Origin of the sequence: Pseudogemmobacter sonorensis, assembly GCF_042762395.1 — a bacterium.
GTDB classification, from domain to species: Bacteria; Pseudomonadota; Alphaproteobacteria; order Rhodobacterales; family Rhodobacteraceae; genus Pseudogemmobacter; species Pseudogemmobacter sonorensis.
Window position 1 is genome coordinate 44,255 of record NZ_JBEFZE010000012.1, and the last position, 20,820, is coordinate 65,074.

Annotated in this window: 21 protein-coding genes and 1 pseudogene; 12 read left to right on the forward strand and 10 right to left on the reverse strand. The window is 64.3% G+C overall.

The annotated features are described in order from the left end of the window. Positions 1–8 precede the first annotated feature (8 nt). From hydA to ABNX41_RS10980, 3 genes and pseudogenes are all read left to right on the forward strand, one after another. On the forward strand, positions 9–1,469 hold the full coding sequence (gene hydA / locus ABNX41_RS10970) for a dihydropyrimidinase (protein WP_438669769.1): 1,461 nt from the start codon (positions 9–11) through the stop codon (positions 1,467–1,469). After that, positions 1,466–1,966, forward strand: coding sequence for a flavin reductase family protein (locus tag ABNX41_RS10975; protein ID WP_438669770.1), 501 nt, complete (start codon positions 1,466–1,468; stop codon positions 1,964–1,966). The genes hydA and ABNX41_RS10975 overlap by 4 nt, the downstream gene beginning before the upstream one ends. Before the next feature lie 69 nt (positions 1,967–2,035). Further along, positions 2,036–2,820 (forward strand): annotated as a pseudogene (locus ABNX41_RS10980) (MFS transporter). Here the strand turns inward: ABNX41_RS10980 and ABNX41_RS10985 are convergent. Then, a complete protein-coding gene (locus ABNX41_RS10985) occupies positions 2,750–3,430 on the reverse strand; it encodes an SDR family NAD(P)-dependent oxidoreductase (RefSeq protein WP_438669771.1) in 681 nt (226 codons plus the stop codon). The pseudogene ABNX41_RS10980 and the gene ABNX41_RS10985 overlap by 71 nt on opposite strands. 16 nt (positions 3,431–3,446) lie before the next feature. Continuing rightward, positions 3,447–4,124: an SDR family oxidoreductase gene (locus ABNX41_RS10990; RefSeq protein WP_438669772.1), complete on the reverse strand. Its 678-nt coding sequence runs from the start codon at positions 4,122–4,124 to the stop codon at positions 3,447–3,449. Positions 4,125–4,527: 403 nt separating this feature from the next. Between ABNX41_RS10990 and ABNX41_RS10995 the strand changes: the two genes are divergently transcribed. After that, on the forward strand, positions 4,528–5,457 hold the full coding sequence (locus ABNX41_RS10995; protein ID WP_438669773.1) for a dihydrodipicolinate synthase family protein: 930 nt from the start codon (positions 4,528–4,530) through the stop codon (positions 5,455–5,457). Positions 5,458–5,514: 57 nt separating this feature from the next. Here ABNX41_RS10995 and ABNX41_RS11000 read toward each other — a convergent pair whose 3' ends face one another. After that, positions 5,515–6,927, reverse strand: a complete 1,413-nt coding sequence (locus tag ABNX41_RS11000) for an MFS transporter (protein WP_438669774.1) — start codon at positions 6,925–6,927, stop codon at positions 5,515–5,517. 250 nt (positions 6,928–7,177) lie between these two features. Here ABNX41_RS11000 and ABNX41_RS11005 point away from each other — a divergent pair, with 250 nt between their 5' ends. Beyond that, positions 7,178–8,197, forward strand: a complete 1,020-nt coding sequence (locus ABNX41_RS11005; RefSeq protein WP_438669775.1) for a nitrilase-related carbon-nitrogen hydrolase — start codon at positions 7,178–7,180, stop codon at positions 8,195–8,197. Positions 8,198–8,327: 130 nt separating this feature from the next. On the opposite strand, the gene ABNX41_RS11010 is transcribed toward ABNX41_RS11005, so the two are convergent. Then, complete coding sequence (locus ABNX41_RS11010; protein ID WP_438669776.1) at positions 8,328–8,510, reverse strand: hypothetical protein; 183 nt, start codon at positions 8,508–8,510, stop codon at positions 8,328–8,330. Between ABNX41_RS11010 and ABNX41_RS11015 the strand changes: the two genes are divergently transcribed. From ABNX41_RS11015 to ABNX41_RS11035, 5 genes are all read left to right on the forward strand, one after another. Continuing rightward, positions 8,509–9,492: an ABC transporter substrate-binding protein gene (locus ABNX41_RS11015; RefSeq protein WP_438669777.1), complete on the forward strand. Its 984-nt coding sequence runs from the start codon at positions 8,509–8,511 to the stop codon at positions 9,490–9,492. The two genes, ABNX41_RS11010 and ABNX41_RS11015, sit on opposite strands and share 2 nt — an antisense overlap. An 89-nt stretch (positions 9,493–9,581) precedes the next feature. Further along, on the forward strand, positions 9,582–10,370 hold the full coding sequence (locus tag ABNX41_RS11020; RefSeq protein WP_438669778.1) for an SDR family oxidoreductase: 789 nt from the start codon (positions 9,582–9,584) through the stop codon (positions 10,368–10,370). Positions 10,371–10,442: 72 nt separating this feature from the next. After that, on the forward strand, positions 10,443–11,252 hold the full coding sequence (locus ABNX41_RS11025) for an ABC transporter ATP-binding protein (RefSeq protein WP_438669779.1): 810 nt from the start codon (positions 10,443–10,445) through the stop codon (positions 11,250–11,252). Between the two features lie 14 nt (positions 11,253–11,266). Beyond that, positions 11,267–12,082 carry an ABC transporter permease gene (locus tag ABNX41_RS11030; RefSeq protein ID WP_438669780.1) on the forward strand — a complete coding sequence of 272 codons (816 nt, stop codon included), beginning with the start codon at positions 11,267–11,269 and terminating at the stop codon, positions 12,080–12,082. Between the two features lie 19 nt (positions 12,083–12,101). Further along, positions 12,102–12,347 carry a hypothetical protein gene (locus tag ABNX41_RS11035; RefSeq protein WP_438669781.1) on the forward strand — a complete coding sequence of 82 codons (246 nt, stop codon included), beginning with the start codon at positions 12,102–12,104 and terminating at the stop codon, positions 12,345–12,347. A gap of 200 nt (positions 12,348–12,547) precedes the next feature. Here ABNX41_RS11035 and ABNX41_RS11040 read toward each other — a convergent pair whose 3' ends face one another. The 3 genes from ABNX41_RS11040 to ABNX41_RS11050 are packed head-to-tail and all read right to left on the reverse strand — an operon-like array spanning position 12,548 to position 15,960. Beyond that, a complete protein-coding gene (locus ABNX41_RS11040) occupies positions 12,548–13,546 on the reverse strand; it encodes a PDR/VanB family oxidoreductase (RefSeq protein WP_438669782.1) in 999 nt (332 codons plus the stop codon). Then, positions 13,543–14,877, reverse strand: coding sequence for a Rieske 2Fe-2S domain-containing protein (locus ABNX41_RS11045; protein WP_438669783.1), 1,335 nt, complete (start codon positions 14,875–14,877; stop codon positions 13,543–13,545). Before ABNX41_RS11045 ends, ABNX41_RS11040 begins: the two co-directional genes overlap by 4 nt. 9 nt (positions 14,878–14,886) lie before the next feature. After that, on the reverse strand, positions 14,887–15,960 hold the full coding sequence (locus ABNX41_RS11050; RefSeq protein WP_438669784.1) for a nitrilase-related carbon-nitrogen hydrolase: 1,074 nt from the start codon (positions 15,958–15,960) through the stop codon (positions 14,887–14,889). A 304-nt stretch (positions 15,961–16,264) separates the two neighbouring features. Between ABNX41_RS11050 and ABNX41_RS11055 the strand changes: the two genes are divergently transcribed. Both ABNX41_RS11055 and ABNX41_RS11060 read left to right on the forward strand, forming a co-directional pair. After that, complete coding sequence (locus ABNX41_RS11055; protein ID WP_438669785.1) at positions 16,265–16,954, forward strand: GntR family transcriptional regulator; 690 nt, start codon at positions 16,265–16,267, stop codon at positions 16,952–16,954. After that, the gene (locus ABNX41_RS11060; RefSeq protein WP_438669786.1) at positions 16,951–17,430 is read left to right on the forward strand and encodes a RidA family protein; all 480 of its coding nucleotides are present in this window, start codon (positions 16,951–16,953) and stop codon (positions 17,428–17,430) included. The genes ABNX41_RS11055 and ABNX41_RS11060 overlap by 4 nt, the downstream gene beginning before the upstream one ends. A gap of 15 nt (positions 17,431–17,445) precedes the next feature. Here the strand turns inward: ABNX41_RS11060 and ABNX41_RS11065 are convergent, their stop codons facing one another. From ABNX41_RS11065 to ABNX41_RS11075, 3 genes are read right to left on the reverse strand one after another with little or no spacing between them, the layout of a single operon-like run. After that, positions 17,446–18,381, reverse strand: coding sequence for an ABC transporter permease (locus ABNX41_RS11065; RefSeq protein ID WP_438669787.1), 936 nt, complete (start codon positions 18,379–18,381; stop codon positions 17,446–17,448). Next, complete coding sequence (locus ABNX41_RS11070; RefSeq protein WP_438669788.1) at positions 18,378–19,901, reverse strand: sugar ABC transporter ATP-binding protein; 1,524 nt, start codon at positions 19,899–19,901, stop codon at positions 18,378–18,380. Before ABNX41_RS11070 ends, ABNX41_RS11065 begins: the two co-directional genes overlap by 4 nt. A gap of 6 nt (positions 19,902–19,907) precedes the next feature. Then, on the reverse strand, positions 19,908–20,816 hold the full coding sequence (locus tag ABNX41_RS11075; protein WP_438669789.1) for a sugar ABC transporter substrate-binding protein: 909 nt from the start codon (positions 20,814–20,816) through the stop codon (positions 19,908–19,910). Between the last annotated feature and the right edge of the window lie 4 nt (positions 20,817–20,820).

Sequence of the window (20,820 nt, forward strand, 5' to 3'; positions counted from 1 at the left end):
CGAAAGACATGACAGCATCCGAAGGTTTCGACCTTGTCCTGCGCGGCGGACGTGCGGTGGTCGGCAAGGATGTCGTCGAAACCGATATCGGCATCCGTGACGGGCGGATTGCCGCGATTGGTTCCGCGATCGGGGCGGGTCGGCAAGAGCGGGTCGTCAAGGACCGGATCATCCTTCCGGGCGCTGTCGACGGCCATTGCCATGTCGAACAGATGACCGCCGCCGGGATCATGAATGCCGATAGCTGGGAATCCGCCAGCCGCGCCGCCGCTCTGGGGGGCACGACCACGATCATTCCCTTTGCCGCGCAGCATCGCGGCCATGATCTGGCCGAGGTGGTCGCCGATTACCACGCCCGCGCCGAACGTGGCGCGATGGTCGATTACGGCTTCCACATGATCGTGACGGACCCGACCGAAAAGGTGCTGAAGCAGGATCTGCCGAGGCTGATCGCGGCGGGCCATGGGTCGATCAAGATCTTCATGACCTATGATCCGCTGATCGTGGATGATGCAGGGGTTCTGGCGCTTTTGGAAGTGGCGCGCGACCATAATGCGATGGTCTGCGTTCATGCCGAAAACCATGCGATGATCCGCTGGGAAACCGAGCTGTTGCTGGCCGAGGGCAAGACCGCGCCGAAATGGCAGGCCGTCGCCCATCCGCGACTGGCCGAGACGGAGGCGGTGAACCGCCTGATCGCGCTGGCCGAACTGGTGCGCCAGCCGGTGACGGTGTTCCACGTCACCCAGGCCGAGGCCCTGGCCGAACTGCGCGCCGCCCGCGAACGCGGCCTGCCGATCTGGGCCGAAACCTGCCCGCATTATCTGTATTTGACCGCGGAGGATATGGACCGTCCGGGCAGCGAGGGGGCCAAGTGGATGTGCTCTCCGCCCCTGCGGACAAAGGAAGACCAGAAGGTGCTGTGGCAGGCGCTGAGCTCTGGCGATCTGGACATGCTGACCTCCGATCATGCGCCTTTTCGCTATGACGAGACGGGCAAGCTGTCGAAGGGCCCGAATGCCAGCTTCAAGCAGATGGCGAACGGGATGCCCGGCATCGGCCAGCGCATGCCGCTGATGTTCGACGCTGCGATGCGCGGGCTTTTGACACTGCCGCAACTGGTTGAACTGACCTCGGCCGCAACGGCGCGGATCTACAATCTTGCCTCCAAGGGGCGGATCGAAGTGGGCGCCGATGCCGATCTGGCGATCTGGAACCCCGAAACCCGCAGTGTCATGTGCGATGAGACGGTTGCCGATGGCACCGGCTACACGCCCTATCCGGGCAAAGAGGTGATCGGCGCGCTTGAAACGCTGTATCTGCGGGGCACGGCTATCGTCGACGACGGCGCTTTCCTTGCGCAGCCCGGCTCGGGGCTGTTCCTGCCCCGTCCGGGCGGTGCGCCGGCACGCTGGGATGATGCGATTGCCTTGCGTCAGGGCAGCGTGAAGGTGGGCGCCGCGGCATGAGCGTCACGGTTGACGCCTTTCGCGCGGCCACCTCTGCCCGCGCCAGCGCGATTGCCATTGTCGCCACGCTTGACGGTGAGGGGCGGCCGGTGGGGCTGGCCGCCGCTCTGGTCCTGCCGGTGTCAAACGATCCGCCGCAGTTGATGGTTGCGTTGAACCGGTCGTCGCAGACCTGTGCGCCGCTGTTGGCGTCGGGTGCCTTTACGGTCAATCTGCTGGCAGATCACCATGAGGCGCTCTGCCGTCGGTTTGCCAGCCCGGACGACCGCGATGCCCGCTTTGCGGACCCTGTCTGGACCACGCTTGAGACCGGCATGCCGGTGCTGGAGGATGCGCTGGCCGCCTTTGACTGCCGTTTGGCGGAACGCTCGCGCAGCGGCACCCATCTTTTGGTAACGGGCACTGTCCTGGCGCTGAGGATGGCAGACCAGCCCGGTACGCCCCTGGTGCAATATCTGGGCCGATACCGCCACCTGACCCCGCTGGCAGGCGCATAGGTGGCAAGAGATGGCGGCTCGATCTTTGGTCCGCTGACGAACCGGATGTTCCGTCGGCTCTGGTCGGCGATGATCTTTGCCAACCTTGGCAATCTGGTCCAGACGGTTGCGGCGGGCTGGACGATGATGCAACTGACCGAGAGCCCCACCATGGTGGCCCTGGTCCAGACCGCAAGCTCTTTGCCGGTCATGCTCTTTTCGGTTGCCGCCGGGGTTTGGCCGACAGCCATGACCGCCGCCGCGTCCTGCTGGCCGCGCAGATGGTGATGATGACGGCCTCGGCCGTGCTGGTGGCCTTTGGGCTGGCGGGTTGGTTGCAGCCGTGGTCGCTCTTGACGTTCACCTTCCTGATCGGCTGCGGAACCGCGCTGTTCGATCCGGGCTGGCAAGCCGCCGTGGGCGATCTGGTCCCCCGAGAGGACATCACCGCTGCCGTCAGCCTGAACTCGGTCGGCTTCAACTTGATGCGCTCGATCGGGCCTGCGGTTGGCGGGGTGATCGTCGCCTTCGTCGGATCGGTCGCGGCCTTCGCGCTGAATGCGGTCAGCTATGCGCCGATGATCCTTGGCGTGATGTCCTGGCGGCGCGCGGTCGAGACCTCGATCCTGCCCAAAGAGCGGTTCGGCAGCGCGATGCGGGCCGGGCTGCGTTACACGATGGTCTCAGGGCGCGTGCTGAATGTGATGCGGCGCAGCTTGTCGCCAATCGCGCGGGCCAGCACATGGCGTTCCCGCACGATCATGTCGGGCCGACCCCCAAGGTCCGGCCGATCCGGCGTCGCGCTCACCACGGAACGACGACACCGTCATAGCCCCAATGCAGGCCGCTGGCATCGGGGGTGGCATTGTCGATGATCCGGCGCATGCCGGTGACCGATTCCCTGGCCGAGAGGATTCCCGCGGGGTTCATCCGTGTCTTGACCCGGCCCGGCCGCAGCATCAGGGAAATGCAGCCCCAGCTCTTCCATTCGACCGAGAGGTTGCGCATCATCTGGTTCAGCGCCGCCTTCGAGGACCGATAGGCGAACTGGCGCGGCACGTCATAAAGCGTGGCCGATGCGGCAAGGCTGGAGACGGCGGCAACCGTCTTCTTTCCGCCCGCGCGCAGGTTCGGCTCCAGCAATGCCGCCAGATGCAGGGGGGCGTAGGTGTTGGTCAACAGCACCTCTTCCCATTGCTCGGGCGACATTTCTTCGGGTGCGCGCCCCTCATCGGGGCTGATCCCGGCGTTCAGGATCAAAACGTCGATGGCGTGCCCCCTGAGCCGCGTGGCCAGTTCGGCGGCGCTGGCGTCATTCGTCGCATCATAGCGGATTTCGCGCAGGCCAAACCCCAGATCGACGAAATCCATCGGTTTCAGCGGGGTGCGGTTCGCGGCGATGACCTCCCAACCCGCATCGGCATATTGGCGGGCGAATTCCAGTCCGATCCCACGGTTGGCTCCCGTGATCAATACGGTCGGCATGAGCTGCGTCCTTTCGTTACCACGGCACATCAAACCCGTCGTAGCCGATGATCCGCCCGGCATCCGCCGTGCCGAGACCCTCGACCACTTTCTTCATCCCGGCAACGGACAGGGTCACATCGATGCCCTGACCCTCGGTCATGTCGGTGGCGACCATTCCGGGGCGCAGCAAAAAGGCGGTGATGCCTTCGGGAGCCCATTCCCGGGCCAAGGCCTTCCAACTGGCGTTCAGCGCCGTTTTCGAGGCGCGGTAGGTGTATTGTGTGCCCCAGTCGTTCGCGCCGATCGAGCTCATCAGGCTGGACATGGCGCTGACGACCTTCCGCCCGGAGGCAAGGATATTGGGCTTGAGCGCCGTTGCCAGCATGAAGGGCGCGATGGTGTTGGTGCGGATCACCTTGACGAAATCGGCGCGGGTGACCTGCGCCGGGGGGGCGCCAAGATTGAAGGCGATGCCGGCATTGGCGATCAGAACGTCAATCGGCTGGCCCGCAAGCTGTGAGGTCAGCGCCGCGATCGAAGCCGGGTCGGTCGCCTCGAGCGGCATGACGGTGGCGCCGGTTTCGCGCAAGGCGGAGGCGCCAGCGGGGTCACGGGCCGTGCCGATCACCTGCCAGCCGCCTTCGGCGAACTGGCGGGCCAGCTCCAGCCCGATACCGCGGTTGGCGCCCGAGATCAGGATGGTGGATGTCATGGGTCGGCTGCCTTCTGGGCCAGGGACTGATTCGTCTCGACATGAGTTTGTGTTCAACTGGTATTCTTTTGGTGTCCAGTCGAGCAAGCAAATGCCCATGGGCCATCGCCGTGCCGGGCGGAATCTCCGACTTTGCCTCTGCTTTGCTAAAAAAACATGCACCGCATCCGTCAAGTCGGCAGGGTCAAGGGCTTATGCGGCTTGGAAAATCGTCTTTTCGGCGTCCCTCGACGGGCGATTCCGATGCTCCCCACGCCCACCGGGGTCTGGACCGCATATCAAATGTGTCCTAACCGTATACCGATGATGCCGAGCCATCGGCGGGGTCCGCAGGGCCATGAGGTCGGGGCCTGTTCAGGCCCCCCTCGCCGCCGTGACTGTCCGACCAAAGGGAAGCCATCCGATGCCGCTGATCTCCACCACGACCAAGGGCGTTTTCGTCATTGCCGTCACCCCGTTCACATCCGATGGGGCCATCGATTTCGACAGCCTTGACCGGGTGACCGATTTCTACTTCGAAAGCGGGGCCGACGGGCTGACCATCCTTGGCATGATGGGCGAGGCGCCCAAGCTGACCCAGGCGGAATCGCGCGAGGTGGCCAGGCGCGTCATCGCCCGCGCAGGGGGCAAGCCGGTGGTCGTCGGCGTCTCGGCCGGCGGTCTGGCCGCCTTGGGCGAGTTGTCTGATGCGGTGATGGACATGGGCGCGGCGGGGGTCATGGTTGCCCCCCCGACCAGCTTGAACACCAATGAAAGCATCGAGGGTTACTATGCCCAGGTGACGAACCGTCTGGGCAAGGACGTGCCGGTCGTTCTGCAAGACTTCCCTCTGTCGACCAAGGTTGTGATCTCGAACCCATGCCTTGGCAAGATCATCGAGGCTAACCCTTCGATCGTCATGCTCAAGCATGAAGACTGGCCGGGTCTGGCCAAGATCTCCTATCTGCGCGATGCCGAGGCCAAGGGCCGCCGCCGTATCTCGATCCTTTGCGGCAATGGCGGCATCTTCCTGCCCGAAGAAATGGCGCGCGGCGCCGATGGCGCGATGACCGGCTTTGGCTTCCCGGAAATGATGGTGCAGGTCTGCAAACTGATGGAAGCGGGCGAAACCGAGCGCGCGCAGGACATTTTCGACGCCTATCTGCCGCTGGTGCGCTATGAGCAGCAGCCCGGCGCCGGGCTTGCGGTGCGCAAATATGTGCTGGCCAAGCGCGGTGCGATTGCCAGCGCGGCGATGCGTGCCCCGGCTGCGCCGCTGGCCCCTGCCGCCGTCGCCGAGGTTGAAACGCTCCTCCGCCGTCTGGCGGCCCGTCTGGCCGCGATTGGCGCGTAAAGCGCCAACCAGGCCATTGTTCCAAAAGGCCGGGCAACGTGCCCGGCTTTTATCGTTTCACGGCGTTGCCTTGAAGCCTGTCAGCTCTCGGTTCGGCATCGCGAGCGCGGCGATCAGACAGCCCGCCATCAGAACCATGGCGGGCACGGTCAGCAACCAGTGAGGCCAATCCGTCGCCGCCGATGCGGCGGCGCTGCCCGTCCGGCCAAGCCCGCCGCCGATGGCGATAATCCCTGCGGCAGAGGCGCCAAGCGTTCCCCCCATCGCGCGCATGAAGGCAAGCACACCGATCGATGCCCCCATTGTGGCAGGTGTCGCGGCGTTCTGCGTTGCCAGCGTAAAGTTCGGATAGAGCATGCCGATGGTCAGGCCCAGACAGAAGGCCAGCGAGATCTGTCCGCCAAGCGGCATCCCCATCGCAATCGCCAGCCCCAGCCCGATCGAGGCCATAAGTCCGACCATCGCCGCGCCAAGAATGATCGGACGGTAAAACGGGCGCCGACGCAAAAGGCGCGGCGGCACATAGGCCCCCAGCATGATCCCGCAGAGCAGCCCCAAAAGCGCCAGGCCCGCTTGGCCCGGGCTTAGCCCGAACCTTTGCTGCCAATAGAGCGGCAGATAGATCGCTAGCCCGATATTCGTGCCCTGGGCGCACATCAACCCTAGCGAATTCAACAGGATGGTTCTCTCGGTCATGACGCGGATCGGCACCAGGGGATCGGCCGCCCGCGCCATGCGCCGCACGAAAAGCGGAAAGAGCGACAACCCAAGTATCAGAAGCGCAACCCCAAAGCCGCGCGTGCCGGCGGTCACCAGATCGATCCCGGTAATGGTCGACGCGGTTGCCACGGCCAAAAGCGCGGCCCCGGGGGCATCGATGCGCCGCGCCCGACGGGCCGCGCCGATGGGGGGGGTCATCAGGACGGCCAGCGCGGCCAAAAGACCAAGCGGCAGGTTCATCCAGAAGATCACGCTCCAATCCAGCCGCTCGACCAGCAGGCCGCCGACAAGGGGGCCAAGCACGCTTGCCAGGGCATAGATCGTCGAGGTCCAGGCCGCCACGGTCGCGCGTCGGCTCATGGGAACGACATCGGCGATGATGACGAAGGGCAGGGCCGTCAACCCGCCCGCCCCCGCGCCTTGGATCGCACGGGCAAGCACCAGAACGGGCAGTGACGGCGCCAGCGCCGCCAGAGCCGAACCGCCGGTGAACAGCGCGATCGAGATCAGCAGCGCCTTGCGCCGCCCGATGATATCGGCAAGCGCACCCAGGATCGGCGCGGTCGAAGTGGCGGCGACAAGATAGGCCGTCGCCACCCATGGCAAAAGCGCGCCGCCGCCCAGATCGGCAGTGATGCGGCCGATGGCGGGGCCCAGAATCGTCTGCTCCAGCGCCGCCAGAAACAGCGCGACCATGGCCGCCGCCAACATCAGCGGAGAGCGGATTCGGGCCTCGGCTTGGGGCGTCATTGTTGCGTGTTCCCGATGTGGATCCGGCGTGGGCCCGAAGAATGGGCATTGGGGCGGTGGTAGGTATGGGTCATCGGTCTTTCGATTGCGGAGGGGCGGAATGTGTCGGCGAGGGGGAACAGATGGGTTGACCAAGAATGTATTCAATTGGTATCCCAAAGGGACACGACAGGAAACCCCCTGCGCGCCGCCCCGGGTCAACCGGCCTTGGAGCGAGAGACTCTCCACCCCCTGACTGTCGGAGCCCCCCATGTCGATTGCCCCCTGGCGTGCCACCTGCGTCCAGATCGAAAGCAAGATTGCCGCCAATGCCACCTCACGCGAGGAAGCCTGGACGATCATCAAGGAAAACCTTGCCGCGGCCGTGGCCGGGATCGGGGCAGCCTGCGCCTCGGAGCTGCCACCCAAGCTGGTTGTGCTGCCCGAATTCGCGTTCCAGGGGCCGTCGCGCGCGAATCCGGTCAGCGTCTGGATCGAGCGCGCCTGCTCGACCATTCCCGGCGCAATCACCGATGTGCTGGCAGAGCAGGCGATCAAGCATGGAATCTACATCGCCGGCAATCAGTTCGAAGTCGATCCGCTCTGGCCGAACCGTTATTTCAACTCGTCTTTCCTGCTGAACCCCAAGGGCGAGGTGATCCTGCGATATCGCCGCATCAACACCGCAAGCTGGACCTCGCCGCATGATATTCTGGACGAATATCTGGAAGCTTACGGCGAAGATGGCCTCTATCCCGTGGCCGACACCGAGTTGGGCCGTCTGGCGATCTTCCCTTGCGGCGAGGCTGCGGTCCCCGAATTGTCGCGCGTGCTCATGCTGCGTGGCGCCGAAGTCCTTCTGCATCCGAACAATGAGCCGGTGACCTGGAAGTCCGATGCGCCGAAGATCTGCCGCGCCTCGGAAAACATGGCTTACATGATCTCGTGCAACGTCGGCGGTGTCGCGGGCTTCTCGGATACCGATGTCGGGGGGCGGTCTCAGATCCTTGACTTCCGCGGCGAACGTCTGGCCTTTCGCGAAACGGCGGAGCCCGGAAATTCCTGCACCGCAATGATCGATGTCGAGGCGCTGCGTGCGGCCCGCATCGATACCGGCATGGGCAACGGCCTCATGCGCACGCGTCTGGAAATGTATCGCAGATACTATGGCGACCTGACCGTCTATCCGGCGAACCAGTTGGCCGAATCGGCCGTCGAGACCATGGCAGATTTTGCCCCGGTTCACGCAATCGCACTGAACAACATGCGCAAGATCGGAATCATCGATTGATTTCTTGCTTTTTTGTAAAGACATTTCGGGCCCGAAGAGCAATCTTCGGGCCCGCTTCATTGGCTTGGTCGGGCCCCCGGTTGGCGCATCGCGCGCGCTTTTGCTTCCGGTTTGCGGCGTGAGTGTTATTTCACAACGATAGCTCGTTTTTTGTCCATTCTTTAGTCATTCGACGAATGACGACTTGCGCATGTCGGGTTTCGCTGGCCATTCCAAAATCTTGGCATACCATTTGAATGCGGACCAAAGACGAAATGTATGCGATCCGCAGCGAGCTAAAGAGAACAGCCACGGGGAAGATGATGAACGTCATGCTGAAATCCATCGCGGGGGCCGCCGTCGCGGGCCTTCTTTCCTTTGCTCCTGCCGTCGCGCAGGATCTGAAGGATGTTAAACTGCGCCTTGCCTTCATCCCGGGTGGTGTTGACGCGCCGTTCTTCGTGGCAGCCAAAAAGGGCTATTTCGCCGAAGAAGGCCTGAACGTCATCATCACCGACGGCGACGGTTCGACCGGCACGATCAAGGCGCTGGTCGCAGGTGATTTCGACATCGGTATCGCCAGTCTCGGCACCACCGCGAAGGCCGCCCAGGCCGCAGGTGCGACCAACCTGATCGGCACTGCGGCCCTGGTTCAAAAGGACCCGTCGTCCATCATCTCGCTGGAGGGTTCGGGCATCAAGACGCCTAAGGATATCGAGGGCAGGAAGTTCGGCACCGATGCCGGCAATCTTGAAGACGGCATGATCAAGGCCTTTGCCGAAGTGAATGGCGTCGACATGGACAAGGTCGAAATTGTCATCATCAACGGCGGTGCCGACCGTGTTGCCCTCTTGAACGGCGACGTGGACTTCATCAACGGCTGGGCCAACCCCGATGGGGACAAGGTCGGCGCCGTCAAGCCGATCGAGCCACCGATGCTGTTCGCCGATTACGGGGTGAACCTGACCGGCTCGACCGTGACGGCGCGCAAGGATTGGCTGGCCGCAAACGGCGACGTGATGAAGGGCTTCATCGCCGCCATCACCAAGGCCAAGGCCGATGTCGATGCCGACCCGGAATATGCGCTGGAAGCCATCATGGAAGCCCGCCCCGATCTGGACCCGGCCGTGATCGCGCTGGAAATCAGCGTGATGGATAACTACCGCCATACCGCGGCCTCCGCCGGTAAGGGCTTTGGTGTCCCGGCGGTCGAAGATATCGCGCTGACCATCTCGCTTCTGGAAGAATATGGCTCGATGCCTGCTGGCCTGAAGCCCGAAGACATCTTCAGCTTCGATTACCTGCCGACCGAATGATCCGACATGGGTTGCCAGGGGGCGGCCGCCATTCATGAGGCGGGGCGTCGCGGGCCGGTCCCGCGACGCCGTGTCAAGGAAAGCTTCGTATGGAACTTGATCTGAATGAACGGCACGCGCTGGTTCTGGGCGCCACCGGGGGGCTTGGCCTTGCCGTTGCCCGTGCGCTTTTGGCCGAGGGTGCGACGGTCACCCTTGCGGGACGTGACGCCGGGCGCCTGGCCGCCGCGGTTGCGGAGATGCCCGCCGAATGGCGGGGCCGTGCCGACACGGTGGTTGCCGATCTGGCCGACCCCGCGGCCGCTGCGGTTTTGGCCGAAGGCGGTCGTCGCCGGGCGGGTCATGTCGATATTCTGGTGAACAATTCCGGCGGACCGCCCACGGGCATGCCCTCGGCTGTCGATCCGGCCGTGATGCAGGCGCAATATGCGCAGATGGTAACACCGCTGGTCGCCCTGACGCTGCAGCTTTTGCCCGCCATGCGCGAAAAGGGCTGGGGTCGCATCCTGACCATTGCCTCGTCGGGCGTGCAGCAGCCGATCCCGCATTTGCCGATCTCGAACGCGCTGCGTTCTTCGCTGGTTGGCTTCATGAAGACCCTTGCGGGCGAGGTTGCGGGCGATGGCGTCACCGTAAATGTCATCGCCCCGGGCCGGATCGAGACCGACCGCGTGCGCGCCATCGACAAGGGCGTTTCGGACCGCAGCGGGAAAGATGTCGAGGAAGTGCGCAAGGCCTCGGCCGCGACGATCCCGGCAGGCCGCTATGGCGCCCCCGAGGAATTCGGCGCGGTTGCCGCATTCTTGGCGGGTGGCCCGGCAAGCTATGTCAATGGCAGCGTGATCCGCGTTGACGGTGGCGCGATCAAGTCGGTCTGAATGCAGAAACCGGCGCCCCAGGCGGGGCGTCGGCCCAACCAGCAGGGGGCGGCCCGTGGGCCGGACAGCCAGATGAATGCGATACCCAGGGGCGACAGCCTGACGACCAACAGCCACATCACCGTCTCGGACGTGACCAAGGTGTTTTCGGGCCGCAAGGGCCGTGTGCAGGCGCTGCAAAACATCGACCTTGATATCCGCCGGGGCGAGTTTGTCTCGGTCCTTGGCCCGTCGGGCTGTGGCAAGTCCACCCTGATGATGCTGATCTCGGGGCTGCTGCCGATGTCCTCGGGAGCCATCACCGTCGAAGGCAAGAAGATCAAGGGCCCGAACCCCGATGTCGGGATCGTATTCCAGCGCGACGTCTTGCTGGAATGGCGTTCGGCGCTGCAGAACATCATGATTCAGGCCGAGATCCGCGGCGACAACATGGCCCAGGCCAAGGCCCGAGCCCGCGAATTGCTGCGCATGGTCTCGCTGCAGGATTTCGAGGATGCCTATCCGAAAGAGCTGTCGGGCGGCATGCGGCAGCGGGTCTCGATCTGCCGGGCGCTGCTGCACAAGCCCAAGCTGATGCTGATGGATGAACCCTTTGGCGCGCTGGATGCAATGACACGCGACCAACTGCAGATTGACCTGATGAAGATCTGTCGCGACAACGACATGACCGTTCTGTTCATCACCCATTCGATCAGCGAAGCCATCTTCCTGTCGGACCGCGTCGTGGTGATGTCGCCGCGCCCCGGCCGAATTGAGAAGATCGTCGATATCGACCTGCCTCGCCCCCGGCGTCTGGCTGTGCGCGAGGATCCGCGTTTCGCGGAATATGCCCGCGACTTGACGGACATTTTCAAAGGCCTTGGCGTCTTCCGGGAGGAATAAGGAACATGGCAACCATGACCGAACCGAGCATCGAAACAACCAGGACGGGCTTTTCCGTGCTGCGCCTGCTGGCTGCCGTTCCGACCGCTATCTGGACGCTGGTCCTTGTCTTGATCCTGTGGGAGCTCGCGGTGTGGCTCCTTGATCTGCCGCCGATCATGCTGCCCGCCCCTAGCGCGATTGCGCAGGAATTCGTCAATTACGGCCACCGGCTTTGGCCCAACACGTTGTTCACCGCGTGGGAGGTTTTCCTTGGCTTTATCTGCGCCATTTTGGTGGGTGTGCCGCTGGCGACCGTTATCGTCTATTCACCGTTCTTGGAACGGGCGACCTATCCGCTGATCGTCTCCAGCCAGACGGTTCCGATGGTTGCGATCGCGCCCCTTCTGCTGACCTGGTTCGGCTACGGCATCGCGCCCAAGATCGTGATCGTGGTTTTGCAGGCCTTCTTCCCCATCGTGATCAACACGGTGATGGGTCTGAAGTCGGTCTCGGACGAGATGATCCATCTCGCCCGTTCGATGGGAGCGACGCCGTGGCAGCTATTTTGGAAATTCCGCCTGCCCGCCGCGCTGCCTTCGCTGTTCGCGGGCCTGAAGATGGCGACCGCCGCCTCTGTCGTCGGCGCGATCGTGGCGGAATTCGTTGGCTCCAGCGCGGGCCTGGGCTATGTGATCGTCGCTTCGGGTGCTGCGTTCAACGTCACGCGCCAGTTCGCCGCGATCATCTGCATCACCCTTCTGGGGATCGCCTTCTTCGCTTTCCTCGAATGGGCCGAGCGCATGGCGCTGCCGTGGAAAAAGGACCATGGAGCCAAGGGCGGCCATTAGCCCCCTGGGCGAAAATCCAATGGAAAAGGCCCCGCGGCGCTGCGGGGCCTTTTCACAATGGATAGCCAAACTGTGCGCAATCGAGGAGGCTGGGTGTATCTGCGATGGTCGAGAAGTAATTCGTGATGCCGAAGCGGTGCAGGAATGCGCGGATATGACGCCGCCAGAATCGTATGCGGTGAAAATTGAAGAGCGAAAGCTGCGAGGCGGATTTCTGAAAGACAGCCTGCGCGGGCGTCCCGATGTCTGGCCGCCAATTGCTTGACTAGCCGTGATTCACCGGCATTCTGCGCGACAAATCCACGGCGGAAACCCAGATCGACCGGCCTGCTCTTTTCACGCTCGGGGCAGGGGGCTGGAGATGGCGCGCAGGTCCTGGAGAAATCGAGCCATCGCCAGAGGCCACCATCCGCGCCGAGAGGCGGCATCGGGCCCGGGGAGACCTCGCCCCGGGCCCGATGGCGATCATATATCCAGAACCAGACGGTCGGATTTCGCGCTGGAACAGCAGATCATGATGACCTTGTTCGAGGCCTTTTCACGGTCGGACAATACGTTGTCCTTATGGTCGGGGACGCCGTCGATCACCCGCGTTTCGCAGGTGCCGCAGACGCCCTCGCGGCAGGAGTAGTTGACCCGCACGCCCGCCTCGACCAGCGCATCGATGATCGTCTTGCCCGCCGGGACAGTGACCTCCATCCCTTTGCGCCTGAGCACGACGGTGAAGGACTTGTCCGAGATCTCGAAGTCGTTCGAGAAGTGCTCGACATGGAGGGTTGCTTCGGGACGGCCCTCGGTGGCCTTCAGGAAGGCGGCGATCATCGGCGCGGGACCGCAGCAATAGAGATGCGCGCCCTCGGGCACGGCGGCGACGCGTGGGGCAATGTCCATCACGCCGCCCGCGGCCTTGTCCTCATGCAGATGGACAAGTCCGCCGGTGGCAGCGGCCAGCGCCGCCAGTTCGGGCAGATAGGCACCCGAGTCGCGGTCGCGCACGGCATAGTGCAGCTCCCAGTTCCGACCCCTGGCCGCAGCGGCGCGGATCATCGACAGAACCGGCGTGATGCCGATACCGCCGGCGAAGAAGACGCTCAGATCGGCATCCGCCATCGGGAAGGTGTTCAGCGGCGCCGAAACCTGCAGCATGTCGCCGACGCGCATCGTTTCGCAGATATGGGCGGAGCCTCCGCGCGAGGCGGCGTCACGGTTCACGGCGACCAGATAGCGCCGGTCGTCTCCGGGGGCGTTCACCAGCGAGTAGCTGCGCGAAAGGTCGCCCGGCAGGGAAAGGTCGATATGCGCACCCGCCGAGGGGGCGGGCAGAGGGCCGCCGTCCGGGGCGCTCAACTCGATCTCGCGGATGGTGGGGGCAAGCCAGCGAATGGCGGAAACCCGCAGACCCAAGGGGCCTGCGGGCGCGACCGGCACCGAAGCGCCGGTTCCGGGAGCAACCAGTTCCGTCATTCTGCTGCCGTAAGCTTGGGCTTGTAGCCCTTGGCCTTGGCCATGGTTTCCTCGTAGCCGTCCAGCCAGTCGGTCCCCTTGGGCACAAGGATGTCGCCGCCGCGCGCCGCCTGGGCGTATTCGGGGTGATCGACGAATTCGGGCAGCTTCTTGTTGTCGCGCCAGTCCATGGCGGCATCCAGCATGACGCGGCGCGTCAAGATGACCATGCGGTCCGAGGCCGCGAGGTGTTCCATTTCCCGGTCGACAATGGCGCCCATCGATTCCTGGATCATCTGGTCTTGCAGCGGGATGCCGACGACGCCGGTGTAGCTGTCGCCCGAACGCTGCCATTCGCGGTCGATGCCGTAATCGTTGGTGCGGTCCTTGACCGGACGCCAGCGGCCCTTCCAGTCGGTGGTGGTCGGCAGGTATTCCAGCGGGCGGGCGAGGCCGCCGACAGGGGTGCCGTCCAGATACTTCAGGCCCTTCTTGCCGCCCCCCCTGGCGCGCGAAAGGTCGATGTTGAAGATCATCGTGGAATCGTCGTCGATCGGAACCCAGGCGTTCGCGGTCTGCGCGACTTCCAGGCCGCCGCCACCGGGGTAGGTGACCCAGAACGGGTAGATGTAGCAGGCATAGCGCTGGTGCTCCTGGCCTTCATAGGCGTCGCGCTGCGCGGAATACATCGTGCCGAATGTGGTTGTCGTGACGTTGATCCTCGGGGCCTTGTTCTTGACGGTGAAAACCTCGGGGTCCGACAGATCCAGCTTGTCGCCGTCGACGCCGCCCACATGCAAGAAGCCAAGGTGCGAGGTGTCGATGTCGCCTTCCAGCGCCTGCATGTAGTTGCAGTCACGGTGGGTCAGGGCGATGTTGCGGTCATCGGGGTCGCCGATGATGGCATCCAGTTGCGGAAGGCCCGGGGGGTTGTCCTGGCGTTCGCCGAAATAGGCGAAGACGATGCCGCCGGATTCCGTGGTGCGGTAGGCGATGGCGGGGGTGCCGGCCGGGTATTTGTTCTTGTCTTCCAGGTTCGGCTGGTCCAGGCACTTGCCCGTCACGTCGAACTTCCAGCCGTGGTAGGCGCAGCGGATGCCGCCCAGTTCGTTGCGGCCAAAGAACAGGCTGGCGCAGCGGTGGGGGCAGCGGTGGTCCAGAACGCCGACGCGGCCTTCACTGTCACGGAAGGCGATCAGCTTTTCGCCCAGAATCATCAGGCGGACGGGATCGCCGTCGGCCTTCAGTTCGGACGACAGGCAGACGGGGGTCCAGAACTGGCGGAAGAACTCACCCATCAGGGTGCCCTTTCCGACGCGGCAAAGATCCTGGTTCTCTTCGGCTGTAATCATGGCTCTCTCCTAGAGTTCTACGGTCGAGACCGGCTCGGCAGCGCCGACGGCAAGCGGTTGAAGAACGCCGACGCGTTCCATATTGGCGCGGGCGATGGCCACGGCCCCCTCGCATTGCGAGGCATGGGTCATGGGCGCATTCAGGTAGTAGTCGGGCGGATAGAACCGCGCGGCCGCGTAATAGGGCACATACATCTCGTAGCGGGCCCGCAGATGCGGATTGGCAAGGCCGATATCGGCCCGGCGGTCGCGGCGCAGCTTTTCGATGTCGATCAGCGCGGAAACGGAGGTGGTCTCATCGGCCTCCTCGCGGAAGGCGAGCGTCCCGCCCATATGGTCGATGATATGCGAGCGGCCGCCCCGGTGGGTGCCATCGGGCGAGAAGCCGATCGCGCCGGCCACATTGGCGGAAATCATATAGCTCATGTTCTCGCCGACGCGGGCAAGCTTGGCCGCCTCTTGCAGCACCGAATGGCGCGAGTTGGTCGGGTGCAGGATCACCTCGGCGCCGTTGAGCATCATGCAGCGCGCCACTTCGGGAACGGTGATCTCGCCGCAGGCGATGACGCACAGCTTGCCAAGCGGCGTGTCCACGACCGGGAAGACATCGCCCATCGGCGTGACGCGCATGTAATCGGTCATGAAGTCATGCACCGAAGGGAAGGCCGCCACGTTCACACGACGGTAGTTCAGGATCACGGTGCCTTCGGGCCCGATGATGAAAGAGCTGTTGAAGTAGCGGCCCGGCCATTCCTCGGGCGCTTCGAACATATTGCCGGCGATGTAGATGCCTTCGCGCTTGGCCAGATCGCGCAGGGGCTTGGTGATCCAGCCGTCGATCCTGTCGCAGGCGCGCGCGATCCAGTCGGCGACCTGCATGCCAAGCGGCGGGCCGGACATGCCGAATTCGGGAAAGACAACCAGATCGGGGCGTTCGTCGCTTGCCAGTGCCTTTTCGATCAGGCCGACAAGGCGGGCCTGATTGCGCTTGATCACCTCGCGCGCGGCGGCATCGTCCGGGGCCTGGCTGGCACGTTCGCTCTGCATCTGGATGCAGGTCGCACGCCATGGCTTGATCGGCATTTTGGGTCTCCGTCCGGAAAGATCTGTCCGGTTTCAGTTCGGTGCCTGGATCAAGAACGATTTGCGCACCGTTGGTATACCAATTTTTTACATAGCCTTCCCAACAAGGCGCAACCTTTTTGGAACGCTGGGGCAAGGTCTGAACCCGAACGGCCCTAAATTTGTGCACCAATGGTATGCCAGATGACCAAAGCATAGGCCCCGACCATTGGTTGTCGGGGTTTGACGTCTCCATGCGGCTTTCCATGGGGGGGAATCGTGCTCTAAGAAGAAGCGAATCCCCAAGTTGCGGAGGCTCTCGGGCATGGCGATCACCGAAGAGATTGACGACGGCGCATTGCAGGACCATCCGAACCGGACGGAAACGGTTTACGAGATGCTGGTCGAGTTGCTGATCTCTGGTGAGCTGCGCCCCGGCGATGTCATCGTGGAGCGCAAGATGGCCGAGCGTCTTGATGCCTCGCGGACCCCCGTCCGGGAGGCGCTTGGTCGGCTAGAGGCGGAACGGCTGGTCTATAAACAACCCGGTCGCGGCGTGACCGTCAGCCCCTTCTCGACCGAGGCCTTTGTCGAGATCCTGAACATCCGCCAGCTTTTGGAGGGCGAGGCGGCCTGGCTGGCCGCCGGAGAGGTCCCGGCCGACCGTCTGGCGCTGATCCGGCAGGTGCAAGCGCAGCTCGAGGCCAATCCCGCGCCAACCCCCACCGACATTTGGGAAGCGGATGATCTCTTGCACGGCACCATCGCCGAAGCCGCCGGAAATGCGCTGATGGTTGACATGATCCGCGATCTGCGGCGGCGGACCCATGTCTTCAACGCCTTTCGCAGCCCTTGGGCCTTCTCTTATCAAGGGCGCGACAACCATCGCCTGCTTGATGCAATCGAGCGCGGTGAACGTAACAGCGCCCGTGACGCCATGTGGAGCCATATCGAAGCCGTGAAGATCGCGCTTGTCGACCGGTTGGCCGGTCGGACACGCGGGCCGAATATATGACACCAACGGAATTTCGCCGGGTCGAGGCGGCGCTTTTGGCGCAGGCCCATGTGACCCTGCCGCCTATGCCCGCGCCGATTGGCAACTTCATTCCCACCGCTTTGGCGGGCGGGCTCCTTTATCTGTCGGGTCAGGCTCCGCTGGATAAGACCGGCCAGCCGATGCGCGGCAAGGTGGGCTTGGACGTCTCGCCCGAAGAGGCGCGGCACCGGGCGGGGCGGGTGGCGGCCACGCTTCTGGGGCTGATCGGGCTGGAGCCGGGGCGCCTTTTGCGGGTGCGCCGGGTGGTGCGCCTGTTCGGCATGGTGAATGCCACCGCCGATTTCACCGCCGCGCATGAGGTGATGGATGGCTGCTCCGAGGTGTTGGACCGACTGTTTCCCGGCAGCCATGCCCGCACCGATGTGGTGCTGCCTGCCCTGCCCAACAACATCACGGTTGAGGTCGAGGCGATTTTCGAGATGGCGCCGAACTGAGTTCTCCCTCAGGGTCTAGACCCGCGCCGCCTTGCCTATCCGGCGGAGCAGCACGGCGGCAAGGATGATCGCACCGGTGATGATGTCTTGCAGAAACGTCGAGACGCCAAGGATCGTCAGCCCGTTGGAGATCACCGCGATGATCGCGGCGCCAACCAGCGTGCCCGGCACATTCGCCTCGCCATCGCGAAAGGCGGTCATCCCCAGAAACACGGCCGCATAGGCGGTCAGCAGATAGCCGCCCCCGCCCGTCGGATTTGCGCTGCCGATACGCCCGGTCAGCAGCATGCCAACCAGCGCCGCCAGCACCGCAGACAGGGCAAAGGCCGCCATCGTGTTCGGCACGATCCGCACCCCGGCCAGCCGCGCGGCCTCTTTGTTGCCGCCGATGGCGTAAAGGCGGCGGCCAAATTCGATGCGGTCCAGAAGCAGCCATATCACCACGGCGACACCGATCATCCACCATGTCTGCGTGGGTAGCCCCAGCGTGGTGCCGCGCGCCAGATCGCGCAGGTCCGGGGGCAGGCCGCCCATCAGGGTGGCCCCGTCCGACAGCCAGAACGTCAACCCGCCGACGATGGTGCCGACCGCCAGCGTGGCGATGAAGGACAGCACCTGAAACCGCGCCACGACATAGCCGGACAGCGCACCGAAAAGCGCCGCCACCGCCAGAACCGCCAGACAGGCCAGCGCCGGGGAAACCCCCTTGGCCAAGAGCACCATCATCAGGATGCCGCCGAAGGAGACCAGCGAGGCGGTGGCCAGATCGAACTCGCCCGCGGCCATGACGACGGTCGCGCCAATGGCCACGATGGCGAGAAGGGCCATCTGTTGGGTGATGTTGATAAGGTTGCCGGGCGTGCCGAAGGCCCGGGGCGAGGCGATGGCAAAGGCTGCGATGATCAGGATCAGCGCCAGAGCGGTGCCGTATCTGGCCAGAAAGCGGCTCATGCGTTCTGCTCCTTGGGGGGAATGGGCGCCGCTTCCGCAGCAAAGGCGGCGGCAACGACGGCGGCGGGGGTGATGGCCGGGCCGTCCAGCCGCGCGGTGATCTGGCCGCCCGCCATGACCATGACGCGGTCTGACAGCGACAGAAGTTCATCCATGTCGCTGGTGACCATCAGGACGGCGGCGCCTTCATCGGCCATGCGGCGGGCGATGGCGTGGATCTCGGCCTTGGCGCCGATATCCACGCCGCGAGAGGGCTCATCCAGCAGCAAGAGCCGCACCGGATGGCCGAACCAGCGCCCGAACAGCAGCTTTTGCTGATTGCCCCCCGAAAGGGTGAGCGGGCCATCCCAGACCCGGCCCAGCCGGATCGACAGCTTCGCGCGGATCGCTTCCGCCCGCGTGGCAAGGGCGCGGGTGCTGACGAGTGGCAGGCGGGGCAAGTGCCGCACGGCGGAAAGGTCCGTGATCGCAAGGTTTTCCGCAATCGGGCGGGTGGTGATAAGCCCCTCGGCCCGCCGATCTTCGGGCACAAGGGCAGCCCCTGCGGCGATGCGGGCCCCGATCCGGCCAGGCGGCATCACCTTGCCGTCAAGGGTGACCATGCCGCCGCCGTGGGGCCGTCCCCCCCAGATCTGCTTCAACAACGAACTGCGCCCCGCCCCGATCAGACCGTAAAGGCCAAGGATCTCACCCTCGCGCAGCTCAAGCGACAGGCGCGCGCCCGGGGGGCCGAAGGGCAGATCGGCGACCTTCAGAACGGATGCGCCGACGGGGCGGGCGGCCTGGCGCCGCGCCTCGGGGTGGTCGGTGCCGGTCATCAGGCGGATCAGATCGGCGCGGGTGACATCGGCAATGGCGCCTTGGCCGGTCGTGCGCCCATTGCGCAAGACGGTAAAGCTGTCGCAGATCTCCAGCACCTCATCCAGACGGTGCGAGATGAAGACGACGGCAACCCCCTCCTCGGCCAGCCGCCGCACCGCCGCATGAAGCCGCTGCGCCTCGGCCGAAGACAGCGAGGCGGTGGGCTCGTCCATCACGATCAGCCGCGCCCCCCGGGTCATCAGGGCGCGGATGATCTCCACCATCTGCTTCTGCCCGGTGGTCATGCGGCCAACCGGGCGGTTCAGCGGCAGGTCCGGCGCGATCCGCCCGGCCGCATCCTGCACCAGCGCGCGCATGGCGGCACGGTCGACGAAGGGACCGCGCCGGGGATAGGGGCGGCCGACAAAGCAATTCTCGACCACATCGAAATGCGGCACAAGCGAGAGCTCTTGATGAATGAACCGCAGGCCCAGGGCCTCTGCTTCACGCACCGATCCGATCCGCACCTCTGCCCCGTCCAGCGCGATCGCGCCGGAATCGGGCGTGACCAGCCCGGCAAGGGACTTGATCAGCGTCGATTTGCCCGCGCCATTCTCGCCCAGAAGACCATGGACGGAACCGGCGCCGACCGTCAGGTCGACGCCGTCCAGCGCGCGCGTGCCATCGAACCGCTTGTGAAGGCTGCGGACCGTCAGCACGAGGGGTCAGCCGCAGGTGACGCCAAGCGTCTCGGCGGTGATTTCCACCGCAGGGACATAGACTTCAGGCTCGGACACCGTGCCGCCGTCCAGCACTTTGGCCAGTTCCTCGGCCCCGATGCCGGCCATCCTGGGGAAGTCCTGCCGCAGGGTCGATTTGAAATGCGTGCAATCCTTGATCATCTGCACGGCCTGCTCGTTGCCGTCGATGCCCATGATGATGAACTTGGCATCGGGGCGTTCGGATTCGGCGGCGAGTTCGGCGCCGATTCCCGGATCGTCGAAGGCGGCCCAAACGCCGTCGATGTCATCGCCATATTGACGCAGGATGTTTTCCATCGCGATGCGGCTGTCATCGATCGGACCCGGCACCTTGACGTAATGTTCGGCCACGATCTCGACATCGGGGTAGTTCTTCAGCACCTCGTCCAGGCCCAGTTCGCGCTGATGCACGCCCGGGTGGGCCGAGTGGAAGAACTTGACGATCTTGCCCTTGCCGCCAAGTTCGCGGATCAGATTTTCCGACAGCGCAACGCCAAGATCGAAGTTGTTCGAGGTGACGTTCACCGTCACATCCTCTCCCGCCGTGCCATCAAGCGAGATGACAGGGATGCCCGCTTCATGCGCCAGCTTGACCTGATCGCCCACGGCGGCATGGTCGACCGAAATCAGCACGATGGCGTCGGGCCTGGCATTGACCGTATCCTCGATGCGCGAGGCCAGTTGGCCAAAGTCGTTGCGGGTATCGATGATCGTCGTGGACCAGCCGCGCTTGTCGCCCTCGGCCTTGAAGGACTGCGCCATCTCATTCGTCGGGATCGAGCTGATATAGGGCGTCAGGATCGTGATTTCCGTCGCCATGCCCGGCGTGGCGGCCAGAAGGGCGGCAAGCGGCAAAAGCGCAAGTCGTTTCATCTTG